This is a genomic window from Micromonospora sp. CNZ303, from assembly GCF_004345505.1.
Genome location: NZ_SLVT01000001.1, coordinates 161,445 through 176,390, shown reverse-complemented (window position 1 = coordinate 176,390; position 14,946 = coordinate 161,445). Strand labels below are relative to the sequence as shown.

At 74.6% G+C, this 14,946-nt stretch carries 13 protein-coding genes and 1 pseudogene; 3 read left to right on the top strand and 11 right to left on the bottom strand.

Going from position 1 to position 14,946, the window contains the following annotated elements:
* Positions 1 to 29 precede the first annotated feature (29 nt).
* From EV374_RS00845 to EV374_RS00810, 8 genes are all read right to left on the bottom strand, one after another.
* Complete coding sequence (locus EV374_RS00845) at positions 30 to 1,289, bottom strand: MFS transporter (protein ID WP_132230879.1); 1,260 nt, start codon at positions 1,287 to 1,289, stop codon at positions 30 to 32.
* Positions 1,290 to 1,431: 142 nt separating this feature from the next.
* A complete protein-coding gene (htpX, locus tag EV374_RS00840) occupies positions 1,432 to 2,307 on the bottom strand; it encodes a zinc metalloprotease HtpX (protein WP_132230878.1) in 876 nt (291 codons plus the stop codon).
* A gap of 166 nt (positions 2,308 to 2,473) precedes the next feature.
* Positions 2,474 to 3,982, bottom strand: a complete 1,509-nt coding sequence (locus tag EV374_RS00835) for a proton-conducting transporter transmembrane domain-containing protein (protein ID WP_132230877.1) — start codon at positions 3,980 to 3,982, stop codon at positions 2,474 to 2,476.
* Between the two features lie 67 nt (positions 3,983 to 4,049).
* Positions 4,050 to 5,555 (bottom strand): NADH-quinone oxidoreductase subunit M, encoded by a 1,506-nt coding sequence (locus EV374_RS00830; RefSeq protein ID WP_132230876.1) that lies wholly within the window; start codon positions 5,553 to 5,555, stop codon positions 4,050 to 4,052.
* A complete protein-coding gene (locus EV374_RS00825; protein ID WP_132230875.1) occupies positions 5,552 to 7,489 on the bottom strand; it encodes an NADH-quinone oxidoreductase subunit L in 1,938 nt (645 codons plus the stop codon). Before EV374_RS00825 ends, EV374_RS00830 begins: the two co-directional genes overlap by 4 nt.
* A complete protein-coding gene (gene nuoK, locus EV374_RS00820; protein ID WP_132230874.1) occupies positions 7,486 to 7,809 on the bottom strand; it encodes an NADH-quinone oxidoreductase subunit NuoK in 324 nt (107 codons plus the stop codon). Before nuoK ends, EV374_RS00825 begins: the two co-directional genes overlap by 4 nt.
* The gene (locus EV374_RS00815) at positions 7,806 to 8,417 is read right to left on the bottom strand and encodes an NADH-quinone oxidoreductase subunit J (RefSeq protein WP_132230873.1); all 612 of its coding nucleotides are present in this window, start codon (positions 8,415 to 8,417) and stop codon (positions 7,806 to 7,808) included. Before EV374_RS00815 ends, nuoK begins: the two co-directional genes overlap by 4 nt.
* The gene (locus EV374_RS00810) at positions 8,414 to 9,040 is read right to left on the bottom strand and encodes a NuoI/complex I 23 kDa subunit family protein (RefSeq protein WP_132230872.1); all 627 of its coding nucleotides are present in this window, start codon (positions 9,038 to 9,040) and stop codon (positions 8,414 to 8,416) included. Before EV374_RS00810 ends, EV374_RS00815 begins: the two co-directional genes overlap by 4 nt.
* Positions 9,041 to 9,133: 93 nt before the next feature.
* On the opposite strand from EV374_RS00810, the gene EV374_RS00805 reads away from it, so the two are divergent.
* Positions 9,134 to 9,706: a Uma2 family endonuclease gene (locus EV374_RS00805; protein ID WP_132230871.1), complete on the top strand. Its 573-nt coding sequence runs from the start codon at positions 9,134 to 9,136 to the stop codon at positions 9,704 to 9,706.
* Here the strand turns inward: EV374_RS00805 and EV374_RS00800 are convergent.
* Positions 9,687 to 10,121 (bottom strand): ester cyclase, encoded by a 435-nt coding sequence (locus EV374_RS00800; RefSeq protein ID WP_132230870.1) that lies wholly within the window; start codon positions 10,119 to 10,121, stop codon positions 9,687 to 9,689. The genes EV374_RS00805 and EV374_RS00800 overlap by 20 nt on opposite strands.
* 230 nt (positions 10,122 to 10,351) lie before the next feature.
* Here EV374_RS00800 and EV374_RS00795 point away from each other — a divergent pair, with 230 nt between their 5' ends.
* Complete coding sequence (locus EV374_RS00795) at positions 10,352 to 11,443, top strand: glutathione S-transferase family protein (protein ID WP_486485518.1); 1,092 nt, start codon at positions 10,352 to 10,354, stop codon at positions 11,441 to 11,443.
* Positions 11,444 to 11,553: 110 nt separating this feature from the next.
* On the opposite strand, the gene EV374_RS00790 is transcribed toward EV374_RS00795, so the two are convergent.
* Entirely contained in the window at positions 11,554 to 12,516 is a 963-nt protein-coding gene (locus EV374_RS00790) for a complex I subunit 1/NuoH family protein (RefSeq protein ID WP_132230869.1), read from the bottom strand.
* A 440-nt stretch (positions 12,517 to 12,956) separates the two neighbouring features.
* Positions 12,957 to 13,553, bottom strand: a pseudogene (locus tag EV374_RS00785) (NADH-quinone oxidoreductase subunit C); the annotation flags it as partial.
* 344 nt (positions 13,554 to 13,897) lie between these two features.
* On the opposite strand from EV374_RS00785, the gene EV374_RS00780 reads away from it, so the two are divergent.
* Positions 13,898 to 14,944, top strand: coding sequence for a glucose 1-dehydrogenase (locus tag EV374_RS00780; protein WP_132230868.1), 1,047 nt, complete (start codon positions 13,898 to 13,900; stop codon positions 14,942 to 14,944).
* Positions 14,945 to 14,946 lie beyond the last annotated feature (2 nt).

Sequence of the window (14,946 nt, the reverse complement as noted above, 5' to 3'; positions counted from 1 at the left end):
GGGGCCGACCGGGTCAGGACCCGTGGGCGTCAGGCCGGCAGCAGCTCTTCGGTGCGTACCGCCGTGGCCTCCGCGCGGGAGATGGGCCCGGCGGGCAGGGCCGCGACCCCGGCCCCGACGGCGACCGCGGCCCCGGCGAAGACGAACGCCCAGGGCACCCCGCCGGCGTGGTCGACGATCAGGCCGGCCACCGCGCCGCCGGCGGCGCTGGCCCCCACCGACATGGTCACCACCCAGGTGTACGCCTCGTTCAGCATGCTGGTCGGGGAGATCCGGCCGACCAGGGTGTTCTCCAGGGTGAGCGCGGGCGCGATCATGGCGCCCCCGATCACCAGGGCGGTGCCCAGCGCCACCGGCGTGGGCATCACCGCGAAGACGGCGAAGCTGGCGGCCACGCCGCCGAGCAGCAGGGAGAACTGCCGGGTCATGTTCCGGGCCGGCTTGCGGACGCCGAACCAGAAACCGCCCACGGCGCTGCCGACGCCCCAGACGGCCAGCAGCACCCCGGCGAGGCTGTCGGGGTCGTCGGAGGTGTAGGCGGTGGCGAACGCCGGCACGGTCACGCCGGCCGCGCCGAAGGCGATGCCCAGGCTGGCGACGCAGAGCAGCAGTGCCGGGAAGCCGGGCACGCGCAGCGGGCCGAGCCCTCTGGTCTGGTGTTCGCGCGGATGCGGCCGCCAGCCGCGCATGACCCGGCCGAGGGCCACCGCCATGGTGCCGACCAGGGTCACCACGGCCGAACCGACCAGGGCCGCCCCGGCGTCGGCGAACAGGATGAAGCCGGCGACCAGCAGCGGACCGAGCACGAAGACGATCTCGAAGAGCGTGGTCTCGGCGGCGAGGGCGGTGTTGCGCAGGTGCCACCGGCCGGACGACGGCGAGGTCAGCTCGTTCCAGGCACCCCGGATCGCGGCGGTCAGCGGCGGGTAGGTGGCCCCGGCGACCCCGGAGGCCACGAAGACCAGCGTCAGGCTGCCGGCGTCGGAGCGGGCGGACCAGAGCAGGCCGAGCAGGGCGAACGGGTGGGCGATCGCGGTGCCGACGAGCACCGGGGTGGGGCCGATCCGGTCGGCGATCCGGCCGGCCACGGGGCTGAGCGCGGCGCCGGAGAGGGCGTAGATGCCCCCGGCGACGGCCGCCAGCGAGTAGCGGCCGGTGACCTGCTCGACGACCAGCAGCAGCGCCAGCGGCGTCATGCCGATCCCGAGCCGGCCGACGATGCCCGTGAGCAGCAGCATCGGCGCTCCGGGGATCCGCCAGACGCCCAGGTACTGGCGCAGTGCGGCCACGGTCGACCTCCAGGGGATGTAACGAGCGGGAAACCTTTCGACCCTAACGCCGCGCGGCGGGCGAAAGAAACGGTTAACGCGCTCACACGCAGGTCCGCCCGTGTCCGGCGGACCGGACACGGGCGGAAAGGTGATCAGCGCCTCAGCGCTGGAACTGCACGGGGCCGCTGTTCGCGGCCATCCGCTCCAGCCGGGCGACCCGCTCCTCCATCTTGGGGTGGGTGGAGAAGAGCGCCGCCACGCCGCCGCCCTTGAACGGGTTGGCGATCATCAGGTGGGCGGTGCTGGTGAGCTGCCCCTGGGCCGGCAGCGGCCGACGCTGGGCCCCCATGTGGATCTTCCGCAGGGCGCTGGCCAGGGCCAGCGGGTCCTTCGTGAGCTTGGCCCCGGAGGCATCCGCCTGGAACTCCCGGCTGCGGCTGATCGCCAGCTGGATGACGGTGGCCGCGATCGGCCCCAGGATGATGGTGAGCAGCAGCACGGCCGGGTTCGGGGAGTCCTCGTCGTCGCCCCCGCCCAGCGGGATGAACCAGGCGATGTTCGCCAGCATGGTGATGATGCCGGCCAGACCGGCCGCCACGCTGGAGATGAGGATGTCCCGGTTGTAGACGTGCGACAGCTCGTGCCCGATCACGCCCCGCAGCTCCCGGTAGTCGAGGATCTCGGTGATCCCCTGGGTCACGCAGACGGCCGCGTGCTGCGGGTTCCGCCCGGTGGCGAACGCGTTGGGCTGCGACGTCGGGCTCACGTAGAGGCGCGGCATCGGCTGCCCGGCCTCGGTGGCCAGTTCGCGGACCATCCGGTACAGCTCGGGGAACTGTGCCTCGCTGACCGGTTGCGCCCGCATCGAGCGCAGCGCGAGCTTGTCGGAGTAGAAGTAGGTGACGCCGTTCATGACCAGCGACACGACGACGGCGATGACCAGGCCGCCACTGCCGCCGAACCAGTAGCCCACCGCCAGGATCAGTGACGTGAGCAGGCCGAGCAGCGCGGCGGTCTTCAGACGGTTGTGGTGCACGATCACTCCTTCGGTGCAGCACGGATCGCTCGGGATCCGCTGACCGGTCCAACAACCCGGTACCCGTCAACCATCCGTCTCATGGCTGTGAGTTGCCTGGGATGTCCGAAGTGCCCGTCGGGACTGAAGCCCCCGAAGACGGGAAGACCGTCCGACGCGAACCGCGTCAGCGGGCGGCGACGTCGAGCACTAGCTGCGGGGCGAAGCCGAGCACCAGCGCCGCCGCCGTCGCCACGGCCAGCACCACGCCGACCGTCCGGGCCCGCACGGGGGCCACGGTCGAGATGCCGCCGGCGGCGGCGCCCACCGGAACGGCCGGCCCCTCGGCCGGCGCGGCCCACAGGGCGGCGGTGAGACGCAGGTAGTAGGCCAGGCCGATCACCGCGTTCACGGCCACCACCACGGCCAGCCAGCCCGCGCCGCCGTCCAGCAGCGAACGGACCACGGTCACCTTCGCGAAGAGGCCGGCCAGGCCCGGCGGCAGGCCGGCGAGCCCGATCAGCGCCAGCCCGAGCGCCGCCGCCCGCCACGGGTGGCGCCGGGCCGCCCCGCGCAGGTCGTCGACCGTGCCACCGTCCGCGCCCGCCGGGCGCAACGCCACCACGGCCGCGAAGGCCGCCAGTTCCAGCACCACGAAGAAGACGGCGTACGCCACGGCGGCCGCGTACGCGGCGGTGCGGGCGTCGGCGGTGCGCCCGGCGGTCAGCGCCAGCGCGCCGAGCGGGGCGAGGATGTAGCCGGCCTGGGCGACCGAGGACCAGGCGAGCAGCCGGACCGTACGCCGCTGGCGCAGCGCCACCAGGTTGCCGACGGTCATCGTCAGCACCGCGAGCAGGGCGAGCACCGGACCGGTCACGTCGGCGGGCAGCGCGTGCTGCACCACGGCGAGCAGCGCCACCACGCCGCCCAGCTTGGAGGCGGTGGACAGGTACGCCGCCACCGGCAGCGGTGCGCCGTCGTAGGCGGCCGGCGCCCAGGCGTGGAACGGCACCGCCGCCACCTTGAACGCCAGCCCCAACACCACAAGCGCCACGGCGGCGGTCGTCAGGGGCAGGTCGAGCAGGTCCGCGCGGTCGGCGAGGATCGCGCCGATCCGGCCCAGGTGCAGCCCGCCGGTGGCCGCGTAGAGCAACGCCGCCCCGAGCAGCGTCAGCGTGGTGGCGACCACGCTGACCACGAAGAAGGTGACGGCCGCCTCGGCGCTGGCCAGGCTGTCCCGGCGCAGCCCGACGAGGACGTAGAGCGGGAGGGTCAGCGTCTCCAGCGCCACGATCAGGGTGATCAGGTCGCCGGCGGCGCCGAGCACCACGCCGCCCGTCATCGAGCAGGCGAGCAGGAAGCAGTACTCGCCCGTCGGCGACTGCCCCGCCCGCAGCAGCGGGCCGGACAGCGCGAGCACGCCGAGGGTCAGCAGGGCGACCACCCCGGCGACCAGGGCGGCCCGGCCGCCGAAGACGTACGAGCAGTCGGGGCCGACGCAGAACGTCCGGCGCTCGCCCCCGGCGCCGACCAGGACCGCGCCGAGCGCCGTGGCCGCCGCGCCGACGGTGGCCGTGGCCAGCGTGACCCGGGCGCGGGCCACCAGCAGGTCGGCGAGCAGCACCAGCACGGCCGTCCCGGCGGCCAGGTACGCCGGGAGCAGCGCCACGTTGTCGACGCTCTGCACCACGCTCATGCCGGCACTCCGCTCCGCTGCGCGCCGTCACGAGCCGCCAAAGCACTGCGCCCGATGATCCGCTCGCTCACCGCAGCACCTCCACGAGGGCGTCGACGGGGGCCTCGGCGACGCCGAGCACCAGGGTCGGGGCCAGGCCGACCGCGAGGGCGAGCAGCACCAGCGGCGTCCACGCGAGCAGTTCCGCGCCGGCCAGGCCGGGGGTCAGCCGCCCGACCGCCGGGCTGGGTCGCCCGTGCGTCACCCGCCACAGCAGCCGCAGCAGGTACGCGGCGGTGAGCGCCCCGCCGACCGCCGCCAGCACGCCCAGGGTGGTCCAGAGCGCCCCGCCGACCTCGACGGCGGCGACCACGGCGAACGCCTCGCCCCAGAAGCCGGCCAGCCCGGGCAGGCCGAGCGAGGCGACGGCGGCGAAGCCGAGCAGCCCTGCGAGTCGGGGGGCGGTCTCCCGCAGCCCGGCCAGTTCGTCCAGCGACCCGGTGTGCGTACGGTCCTTGACCGCACCGGCGAGGAAGAAGAGCAGGCCGGTGATCACCCCGTGCGCGACGTTGCCGATCAGGGCCGCCTGGATGCCGGTGGCGGTGAGCGTGGCGACCCCGAGCAGCACGAAGCCCATGTGCCCGACGCTCGAGTACGCGATCAGCCGCTTCAGTTCCCGCTGCGCGAGGCAGACCAGCGACCCGACGAGGATCGCCGCCACCGCCAGCACGCCGAGCACCGGGGCGGCCCAGCGGGCGCCCTCCGGGGCCACCCCGACCGCGATCCGGACCAGCCCGTACGTGCCCATCTTGAGCAGCACCCCGGCGAGGACGACGCTGCCGACGGTGGGCGCCTGCGTGTGCGCGTCGGGCAGCCAGGAGTGCAGCGGCCAGAGCGGGCTCTTCACCGCGAAGGCCAGCGCCAGCAGCGTGAACGCCGCGAGCTGGGTGCCCCGGGACAGGCCCGTGCCGCCGGTGAGCGCCACCACGTCGGCCGTCCCGGCGGCGGCCACCACCACGAACACGCCGACCAGCAGCAGCACCGAGCCGAACAGCGTGTAGAGGGCGAACTTGCGGGCCGCCCGCCGCCGGTCCGCGCCGCCCCAGCCGGCGATGATCGCGTACATGGGGAGCAGGACGACCTCGAAGAAGACGAAGAAGAGCACGAGGTCGAGAGCGAGGAAGGTGCCGAGGATGCCGACCTCGACGACCAGCAGCAGGGCCACCAGGGCCCGCCCGCTGCCGCCGTCGGGCACCTTCCACAGGTTGTAGGCGCAGCAGAGCAGGGTGAGCAGGGCGGTCAGCACGACCAGCGGCCAGGAGATGCCGTCCACGCCGAGGTGGAAGCGCAGGTCGAGGCCCGGCACCCAGGGCAGGTCGAGCCGGTGCCAGGGGCGCACGGCGGGGGCGTCCGCCGCGTAGCCGGTCCAGCCGCGGTCGCCGAGGAAGAGCAGCGCGGCGGCCACCAGGGTCAGCGCGGCGACGACCGTGCCGACCACCCGGGCCGCCCGGTCCCGGGGCGTCGCCGCCACCACGAGCGCGCCGAGCGCCGGCAGCGCCAGCACCGCCACCAGCAGGAACTCCCCCAACCTCATGCGGAGACTCCGATCACGACGGCCGCCAGGCCGATCAGCAGCGCCCCGGCGAGCACGCCGGCCGCCGCGCGCGGCAGCGCCGCGCGGTGCAGCGACGCCAGGCCGCCGCCGAGGCCGAGCGCGGCCCGGCCGCTGCCCTCGACCGCGCCGTCGACCACCACCTCGTCGGCCGTACGCGTGGCGCGGGCCAGCGCCTTCGCCGGGCGTACGACCAGGGCGCGCTGGACGTCGTCGAGCCGGAACGCGGCGGCGAAGACCGGCCGCAGCGGACCCAGCGCGGTCGCCGGATCGGCGGCCGGGTCCCGCCGCCAGCGCAGCCAGGCGAGCCCGGCCCCGACGACCAGCAGCGCCAGTGGCAGCAGCAACTCCGGGCCGACGTGGATCAGCAGATGCTCGCCGGCCGGCGCGCTGACGGTCGGCGTGAGCAGCAGCCGGCGGGCGAAGGCCCAGTTGAAGCCGGCGAGGCCGAGCAGGGCGGCCGGCACGGCCAGCAGCAGCAGCGGCCAGCGCATGACCGCGGGCGGGTCGTGCGGGTGGGCCAGCGGCATCCGCGCCTCGCCGAAGAAGGTGCGCAGCAGCAGGCGGGTGGCGTACCAGGCGGTGACCGCGACGCCGACCAGCCCGGCCAGCCAGACCAGCCAGCCGACCCAGGCCGGGGCCGGGCCCGTGCCGTGCAGCGCGGCGTCCTGGGCGACGGTGAGCACGCCGTCCTTGCTCCAGAAGCCCGACAGCGGGGGCACCCCGGCCAGCGCCCCGAGCCCGATCACCGTGCACCAGAAGGTGACCGGCATGTCGCGGCGCAGCCCGCCCATGCGGGACATCAGCGTGGTGCCGACGGCGTGGATCACCGCGCCGGCGGCGAGGAAGAGCAGCGCCTTGAAGGCGGCGTGGGTGAGCAGGTGGAACAGTGCGGCCGGGGTGGAGCCGACCGCCAGCGCGCCCGTCATGTAGCCGATCTGGGAGACCGTCGACCAGGCCAGCACCCGCTTGAGGTCGTCCTGGGCGGTGGCGGCGAACGCGCCGAGCAGCAGGGTGACCGAGGCCATGACGCCGAGCACCGCCAGCGCGGCCGGGGTCACCTCGAACAACGGGTAGAGCCGGGTCACCGCGTACACGCCGGCGGCGACCATGGTGGCGGCGTGGATCAACGCCGAGATCGGCGTCGGGCCGGCCATCGCGTCCGGCAGCCAGGTGTGCAACGGGAACTGGGCGCTCTTGCCGGCCACCCCGGCGAGCAGCAGCAGGCAGGCGGCGGTCAGCGTACCGGTGGCGTGGTCGTGGGCGAGCACGTCGGCGATCCGGAAGCTGCCGGCCGAGACACCGAGCAGCGCGATGCCGAGCAGGAAGCCGACGTCGCCGACCCGGGTCACCAGGAACGCCTTCATCGCGGCGGCCGGCGCCTCCGGCAGCCGGCGGTCGTGGGCGATGAGCAGGTAGGAGCAGATGCCCATCACCTCCCAGCCGACCAGCAGCAGGATCAGGTCGCCGGCGACCACCACCAGCAGCATGGCGGCGGTGAAGAGGCTGATCTGCGCCGCGTACGGCGGGTAGCGGTGGTCGGTGTCGACGTCGTCGTGCGGACCCCGGCGCAGGTAGCCGACCGAGTAGACCTGCACGGCCAGGGCCACCGCGGCGACCGCGACGGCGACCAGCGCGGCGGCGGAGTCCAGCCGCACCCCGAGGCTCACGGTCAGCCCGCCCAGGTCTACCCAGGTGGTGGACGCCTCGGCGGGCCGGTCGAGGGTGACCAGCAGGGCGACGGCGAGCACCAGTGCCCCGGCCGCCCCGGCCACGCCGAGCGCGATCGCCACCCGCTGGGCGCGGCCCCCGTCGGTCCCGGCGTCGCGCGGCGCGGGTGGCAGCAGCAGACCGAGCAGACCCGCGACCAGCGGTACGGCCGGCAGCAGCGCGCCGAGCAGGGTGGTCGTGCTCACCGTTCCCCCTCCGGGCGCTCGGTCAGCGGCACCTCGTCGACGGCGACGGTGGCCCGCAGCCGGTAGAGCTGGAGCACGATCGCCAGGCCCACCCCGATCTCGGCGGCGGCCAGCACGATCACGAAGAGCGCGAAGACCTGCCCGCCGTGCGGCAGCTGGGCCCGCACGGTGGTGTCGGCGGTGACCAGGATCAGGTTGACCGCGTTGAGCATCAGCTCGACGGCCATCAGCACCAGCACCGCGTTGCGCCGGCGCAGCACGCCGTAGACGCCGAGGCCGAACAGCAGCGCGGCGGTGACGTACGGGATGACGGGTCTCACCGCGACCGCCCGCCGTCGTCGTGCGGCTCCGCGCCTGCGACGGCCCTGCCCGACCGGTCGGCGCGGGATCCGCCCGCGTCGGGCCGGTCGGCGGGTTTGTCCCCCGCCCCCGGCCGGCCGATGTCGGGTCGGGAGATCACGATGGCGCCGACCAGGGCGGACAGCAGCAGCACCGAGAGCACCTCGAAGGGCAGCACCCAGCTACGGAAGATCTGGTCGCCGAGGCGTTCCGCGGTGCCCGCGTCGGGCAGTTCCACGGCCGTCCAGCGGTACGCGTCGACGAGCAGGACGGCCAGCCCGAGCCCGGTGCCGCCGCCGATCAGCGCCGCCGCCCAGCCGGGCCGGTCCAGGTCGTCGGAGGCGCCGATCGGGGCGCGGGTGAGCATCACCGCGAAGAGCAGCAGCACCACCACCGCGCCGACGTAGATCAGCACCTGGACCCAGGCAACCAGCTCGGCGGTGAGCACCAGGTACATCCCGGCCAGCGCGCCGAGGCAGAGCACCAGGTAGAGGCCGGCGCGCACCAGGTGCCGGGTCGCCACCACCAGCACCCCCGAACCGACCGCCAGCGCGCCGAGGGCGAGCAGCAGCACGTCCGCACCGGTCATGTGCCGGCCTCGGGCTCGGGGCGTACGGCCGGGGCGGCGGGACGGGCGGCGGGCGCGGCCGGGACCGCGGCCTTGCGCGCGGCGGCGGTCTCCTCCTTCGCCGGCTCACCGTTGGGGTCGTGCGCGGGCGGCGGTGGCACGGTGGCCATCCACTGCCCGAGGTGGTCCTTGTCGTGCAGCAGGTCCTTGATGTCGTACTCGGAGTACTCGAACTCCGGCGACCAGTAGAGGGCGTCGAAGGGGCAGACCTCCACGCAGATGCCGCAGTACATGCAGAGCGAGAAGTCGATGTCGAACTTGTCGAGCACGTTGCGCTGGCGGGGGCGGGCGGCGCCGGGCACCGCCACCTCCTCCTTGTGCGAGTCGATGTAGATGCACCAGTCCGGGCACTCCCGGGCGCACAGCATGCAGACCGTGCAGTTCTCCTCCAGCAGCGCGATCACCCCGCGCGAGCGGGGCGGCAGCTCGGGGGCGACGTCCGGGTACTGCTGGGTGGTCGAGCGGCGGGTCATCGTCTTCAACGTGACCGCGAGCCCCTTCACCAGGCCCGCGCCCGGCAGGCCACGGTCTCCGCCGGCGCCGCCGGGCTCGCTGCGCTCGCTGCGGTCGGTCATGCCGACCATCCTGCCCTGTGGCCGCGGCGCGCGCGACCACCACCCGGGGTCTGCCGGCGGTACGGTGGGGCGGGGAGAACGACGCACCGGAAAGGGCTCGCCATGACCGCCGCGCTGCAGGGCGACTATCCGCCGCCGGGCGGGTGGACGGTCGACGACCTCGACCGCCTGCCCGAAGACGGCCGCCGCCACGAACTCCTGGACGGAAACCTCATCGTGTCGCCCTCCCCCACGCGACTCCACCAGTCCATCGCACTGATGCTCGGTGCGGCTCTTCAAGAGAGCTGCCCCGCCGACCTCGACGTCACGCAGGGCGTCGAGGTGCGGCTCTCCCGGACCCGGTCCTTCATCCCCGACGTGCTGGTCACCGAGCTGGACGCGGCCTCGCGCAACCCCTCGTACTACCAGCCCCACGAGGTCATGCTGGTGGTCGAGATCGTCTCGGAGGGGTCGCGGAGCATCGACCGGGTGCTCAAGCCCGCGCTCTACGCCGAGGCGGACATCCCCTTCTTCTGGCGGATCGAGACCGAGTCCTGGATCGTGGTGCACGCCTACAAACTCGACCCGGCGAAGCGCGTCTACGTCGAGCAGGCCCGGATGACCGACGGGATCCTCGTCCCGGAGCCGTGGGAGATCGACATCCCGCTGAGCCGGATCACGCCCCGGTCCCGCTGATCCCACCCGCCACGGGCGGGAGCATCTCGACGCCGAGCTGCTGGAGGAGCTGGAACAGCTCGTTGCAGCTCCACACGTCGACGATCCGGCCCGCGTCGTCGAAGCGCAGGAAGCTCGCCCCCGAATAGCTGACCACCTGCCCGGTCGGCGGCACCGGCCCGAACGGCCCGGCCTGGGTGCCGGCCGCCCGCCAGTGCACCGCCACCCGGTCCCCGGCGGCCACCACGTCCACGAGCTTGTAGCGCAGGTCGGGGAAGGCGGCGCGGCGCTCCCGGTGCCACGCCAGCGTCGCCTCCGGCCCCTCGCCGCCCAGCCCGGGGCACTCCGGCGACACCAGTTCGTACGCCGACTCCTCCCGCGCGCCGTTCCACACGTCGGCGATGAAGCGTCGGGCCGCCGCCTCCACATCGGTCATCGCGGCAGCCTAACCGGCCACCGGGGCCGGCCGACCGGTCCCGGCGCGCCACCTCCGGCCCGACCCGCCGCCTTCAGACTCGACGCGCCCGGCGGCGGAGGTCGGCACTCGGCGCGGCGGCGGAGGCCGACACACCACGCGGCCGGCGGCGGAGGTCGGCACTCGGCGCGCCCGGCGGCGGTGTAGCCGCCATGATGGGACGAGCGACGGGCGACGGCGGAGGGGGCGGCATGGGCGGCACGACCGAGGGCGGCACGACGGCTGACGCGGGAGGCACCGCCCCCGGCGGCGACGAGGTGCTGATGCGGACCGGCGGCCGGTACGTCGAGCCGGGCGGCGAGTTCACCCGGGACCAGCGCTACATCGCCACCCGGATCACCGCCGACGCCCGGGACGGCTGGCCCGTGGAGCCCGGCCGGTACCGGCTGGCGGTCAGCCGCGCCTGCCCCTGGGCGAACCGGCTGATCATCGTACGGCGACTGCTCGGGCTGGAGGACGCGATCTCCCTCGCGGTGGCCGGCCCGACCCACGACAAGCGGAGCTGGACGTTCGACCTCGATCCGGGCGGGCGCGACCCGGTGCTCGGCATCGAGCGGCTGGCCGAGGCGTACTTCGCCCGGTTCCCCGGCTACGAGCGGGGCATCACCGTGCCGGCGATCGTGGACGTGCCCACCGGGCAGGTGGTCACCAACGACTTCGGGCCGATGAGCCTCGACCTGTCCACCGAGTGGACGGCGTACCACCGCGAGGGGGCGCCCGACCTCTACCCGGAGCGGCTGCGGGACGAGATCGACGAGGTGAGCACGCTGCTCTTCCGGGACGTCAACAACGGCGTCTACCGGTGCGGCTTCGCCGGCGATCAGGCGGCGTACGAGAAGGCGTACCACCGGCTGTTCGACCGGCTGGACTGGCTCAGCGAGCGGCTGGCCGGGCAGCGCTACCTGGTCGGGGACACCATCACGGAGGCGGACGTACGGCTGTTCACCACGCTCGTCCGCTTCGACCCGGTCTACCACGGGCACTTCAAGTGCAACCGGAGCAAGCTGACCGAGATGCCGGTGCTCTGGGCGTACGCCCGGGACCTGTTCCAGACGCCGGGCTTCGGCGACACGGTCGACTTCGACCACATCAAGCGGCACTACTACGAGGTGCACCGCGACATCAACCCGACCGGGGTGGTGCCGCTCGGCCCCGACCCGGCGAACTGGCTGACCCCGCACGGCCGCGAGGCCCTCGGCGGCCGTCCCTTCGGCGACGGCACCCCGCCCCCGCCGCCCCCGCCCGCCGAGCGCGTCGACCCCGCCCACACCCCGCTGCGCTGACGGCGCGCCCCCGCACTCGGGATGTGGGCCCTGGACCGCAGGGTAAGGAAGGGCACCTTCCTATACAGAATGCGTTAACAAGGTGCCCTTCCTAACCCGGGTGCGCGCACCTACAGCGCGACGCGGACGGCGGCGGTGAGGACCAGCTGGCCCAGGGAGACGGGGACCAGGACGAGCCAGCAGAGGCGCTGGAGCTGGTCCTCGCGCAGGCGGGGGTAGGACACCCGGAGCCAGATGATCAGGAACGAGACGGCGAAGACCTTCAGCAGGGTCCACAGCCAGCCGAGCTGCGCGTCGGCGAACGGGCCCTGCCAGCCCCCGAGGAAGAGCACGGTGGTGAGCGCGGCGATCACCACGATGCCCACGTACTCGGCGAGCAGGAAGAACGCGAACCGCAGGCCCGTGTACTCCGTCATGTAGCCGAAGACCAGCTCCGAGTCGGCGACCGGCATGTCGAACGGCGGGCGGCGGATCTCGGCGAGCCCGGCGAGGAAGAAGACGACCATGGCGGGGGCCTGCCAGAGCAGCCACCACGGCTGCCACGCCTCGACGATGCCGGAGAGGCTGAGCGTCCCGGCCGCCATCGCCACCGACGCGGCGGCCAGCACCAGCGGCAGCTCGTAGCCGAGCAGCTGGGCCGCGCCGCGGATCCCGCCGAGCAGGCTGTACTTGTTGGCCGACGCCCACGCCGACATCAGCACCGCCACCACGCCCACGCCCACCACTGCCAGCACGAAGAACAGGCCGATGTCCAGCGGCTGCCCGACCAGGTCGTCCGGGCCCAGTGGGATCACCAGCAGGACCAGCAGGTAGGGCACCAGGGCGACCGCCGGGGCGAGCCGGAAGACCGCCCGGTCCGCCTCCCGGGGCGTGACATCCTCCTTCTGCACGAACTTGACGCCGTCGGCGACCAGCTGGGCCCAGCCGTGAAAGCCGCCCGCGTACATCGGGCCGAGCCGGCCCTGCATGTGCGCCATCACCTTGTGCTCGGCCTGCCCGACCAGCAACGGCAGGGTGAGGAAGGCGACGAGCACGCCGCCCACCCGGATGACCAGCTCCAACCACAGTGGCATCAGGGCGTACCTCCGTCGTCGCCGGAACGCTCCGCCGCGGTCGGGCCCTCAGGCGCGGGCCGGTCCGCCGCCGGGCCGGAGCGGGCGGTCCGGCCGCCGGGCGGCGGACCAGCGTCGCCCGCCGGGTCGGCGGGACCGGTGACCGTCGGGCCGGCGGGTGCCGGGCCGTCGGCAGGTGCGGCGGGCGGCGGACCGGCGTCGGCCCCCGGGTCGGCGGGACGGGTGACCGCCGGGCCGCCGGCAGGGGCCGGGCCGCCGGCAGGGGCCGGGCCGCCGGCAGGGGCCGGGCCGCCGGCAGGGGCCGGGCCGCCGGCAGGGGCCGGGCCGTCGGTGGTGGCGGCGGGCCGGGCGGTACGGGGTGGACGGGCGCCCGGGGCCGGTCGGGCGGGCCGCTCGCGGGCCGGGCGGGCCGGGGTGCCGCCGCGCGGCCCCTCGCCGACCCCGCCCGCGCCGGCAGGTGTCGGCGTCGTCCCCCACTCCCCCGGCGCGGGTACGCCCGGCGGGCGGATCGGGCGGCGCCCGCCGCCGGCCTCGGACTCGCCCGGTTCCTTCGCGCCCGGCCAGGGCTTCGCCACCCGGGAGGCGAGCACGAACTCCTTGCGCAGCGGATGCCCCTCGAACTCGGGCGGCAGCAGCAGCGGCGCCAGCCCGGCGTGGCCGGGAAAGTCGATGCCGAACATCTCGTGGGTCTCCCGCTCGTGCCATGCGGCGCCCGGGTAGACGTCGACGACCGAGGCGACCGCCGGGGCGTCCCGGGGCACCCGGGTGCGCAGCAGGATCCCGTGCCGGCGGGTGGTGGACCAGAGGTGCGCCACCACGTCGAAGCCGCCGGCGAGTTCGTCGACGGCGGAGAGCCAATCGAAGTAGTCGCAGGCCAGCTCGGCGTCGTCGCGGGCCGCGCGGAGCGCGTCCGGCCAGTTCGCCGGCGGTACGTCGACGGTGGCGCGGGCGTGCGCCTGGCCGCCGGAGACCGACGGGGTCACCTCGGCGGGCGCGAGCAGCGCCACCATCCGCTGGCCGACCTCTTCCGGAGTCATGCCGCTGATCCTAGGTCCTCCCCCGCACCCCCCACCCAACCGAACGCCCCACGCCCACGCCCACCCCGCCCCAGGATCCCGCGCCCCTCCCCAGCCCCTCCGCCGGCCCTCCGCCGGCCCTCCGCCGGCCCTCCGCCGGGACGATCATGCAGTTGTGGTGCCGGTTCGGCAGGGAGTGCGACCTTCGTCCCGCACCACAACTGCATGATCGAGCGGGTGCGGGGCGCAAGGGCGCGAGGGCAGCGGAGGCGCGGAGGCGCAGGCGCGGAGTGTGGGGGTGTGGGGTGTGGGGCGGATGTTGGGCTTTGGCGGCGGGGGAGACCGGGGCGGGGAAGGATGGGGGCGTGCGCGCTGTGACTGTCAACCCGGGTGTCGCCGACTCGCTGCGGCTGGTCGACGATCATCCGGAGCCGCCGCCCGAGGAGGGCGCGATCCTGGTCGAGGCACTGGCGGTGGGGATCTGCGGCACCGACCACGAGATCATCGCCGGCGAGTACGGCGAGGCGCCGCCCGGCGCGGACCGGCTAATACTGGGGCACGAGTCGCTGGGCCGGGTGCTGGAGGACCCGTCGGGCACCCTGCAACCCGGCGACCTGGTGGCGGGCGTCGTCCGGCATCCCGACCCGGTGCCCTGCCCGAACTGCGCGGTCGGCGAGTGGGACATGTGCCGCAACGGTCGGTTCACCGAGCACGGCATCAAGGCCCTGCCCGGCTTCGCCCGGGACCGCTGGCGGCTGCAACCCCGGTTCGCCGTGGAGCTGGACCGGGCCCTCGCCCCGGTCGGCATGCTGCTGGAGCCGACCAGCGTGGTGGCGAAGGCGTGGGAGCACATCGAGCGCATCGGCGCCCGCGCCGAGTGGCAGCCGCAGACCGTACTGGTCACCGGGGCCGGGCCGATCGGCCTGCTGGCCGCGCTGCTGGCCACGCAGCGCGGGCTCACCGTGCACGTGCTGGACCGCAACACCACCGGGCCGAAGCCCGATCTGGTACGGGCGCTCGGGGCGACCTACCACACCGTGCCCGTCAGCGAGCTGGACTTCGAGCCGGACGTGGTGCTGGAGTGCACCGGGGCGCCGGTCGTCGTGCTCGACGTGATGTACAAGGCCGCGCCGACCGGCATCGTCTGCCTGACCGGCGTCTCCAGCGGCGGGCGGACCATCGACCTCGACGCCGGGGCGCTCAACCGCGCGCTCGTGCTGGAGAACAACGTGGTGTTCGGCTCGGTGAACGCCAATCGCCGGCACTGGGACCTCGCCGCCGCGGCGCTGGCGCGCGCCGACCGGTCGTGGCTCGACGCACTGATCACCCGCCGGGTGCCGGTGGAGGCGTACGCCGGGGCGTACACCTCCGAACCGGACGACATCAAGGTGGTGCTGGAGTTCGGTTCCTGACT

Coding starts and splice junctions, on each gene's coding strand:
- EV374_RS00835 (WP_132230877.1), bottom strand. CDS start 3,982: ATGAGCGTGGTGCAGAGCGTCGACAACGTGGCGCTGCTCCCGGCGTAC.
- EV374_RS00830 (WP_132230876.1), bottom strand. CDS start 5,555: ATGAGGTTGGGGGAGTTCCTGCTGGTGGCGGTGCTGGCGCTGCCGGCG.
- EV374_RS00815 (WP_132230873.1), bottom strand. CDS start 8,417: ATGACCGGTGCGGACGTGCTGCTGCTCGCCCTCGGCGCGCTGGCGGTC.
- EV374_RS00810 (WP_132230872.1), bottom strand. CDS start 9,040: ATGGTCGGCATGACCGACCGCAGCGAGCGCAGCGAGCCCGGCGGCGCC.
- EV374_RS00805 (WP_132230871.1), top strand. CDS start 9,134: ATGACCGCCGCGCTGCAGGGCGACTATCCGCCGCCGGGCGGGTGGACG.
- EV374_RS00800 (WP_132230870.1), bottom strand. CDS start 10,121: ATGACCGATGTGGAGGCGGCGGCCCGACGCTTCATCGCCGACGTGTGG.
- EV374_RS00795 (WP_486485518.1), top strand. CDS start 10,352: ATGGGCGGCACGACCGAGGGCGGCACGACGGCTGACGCGGGAGGCACC.
- EV374_RS00790 (WP_132230869.1), bottom strand. CDS start 12,516: ATGCCACTGTGGTTGGAGCTGGTCATCCGGGTGGGCGGCGTGCTCGTC.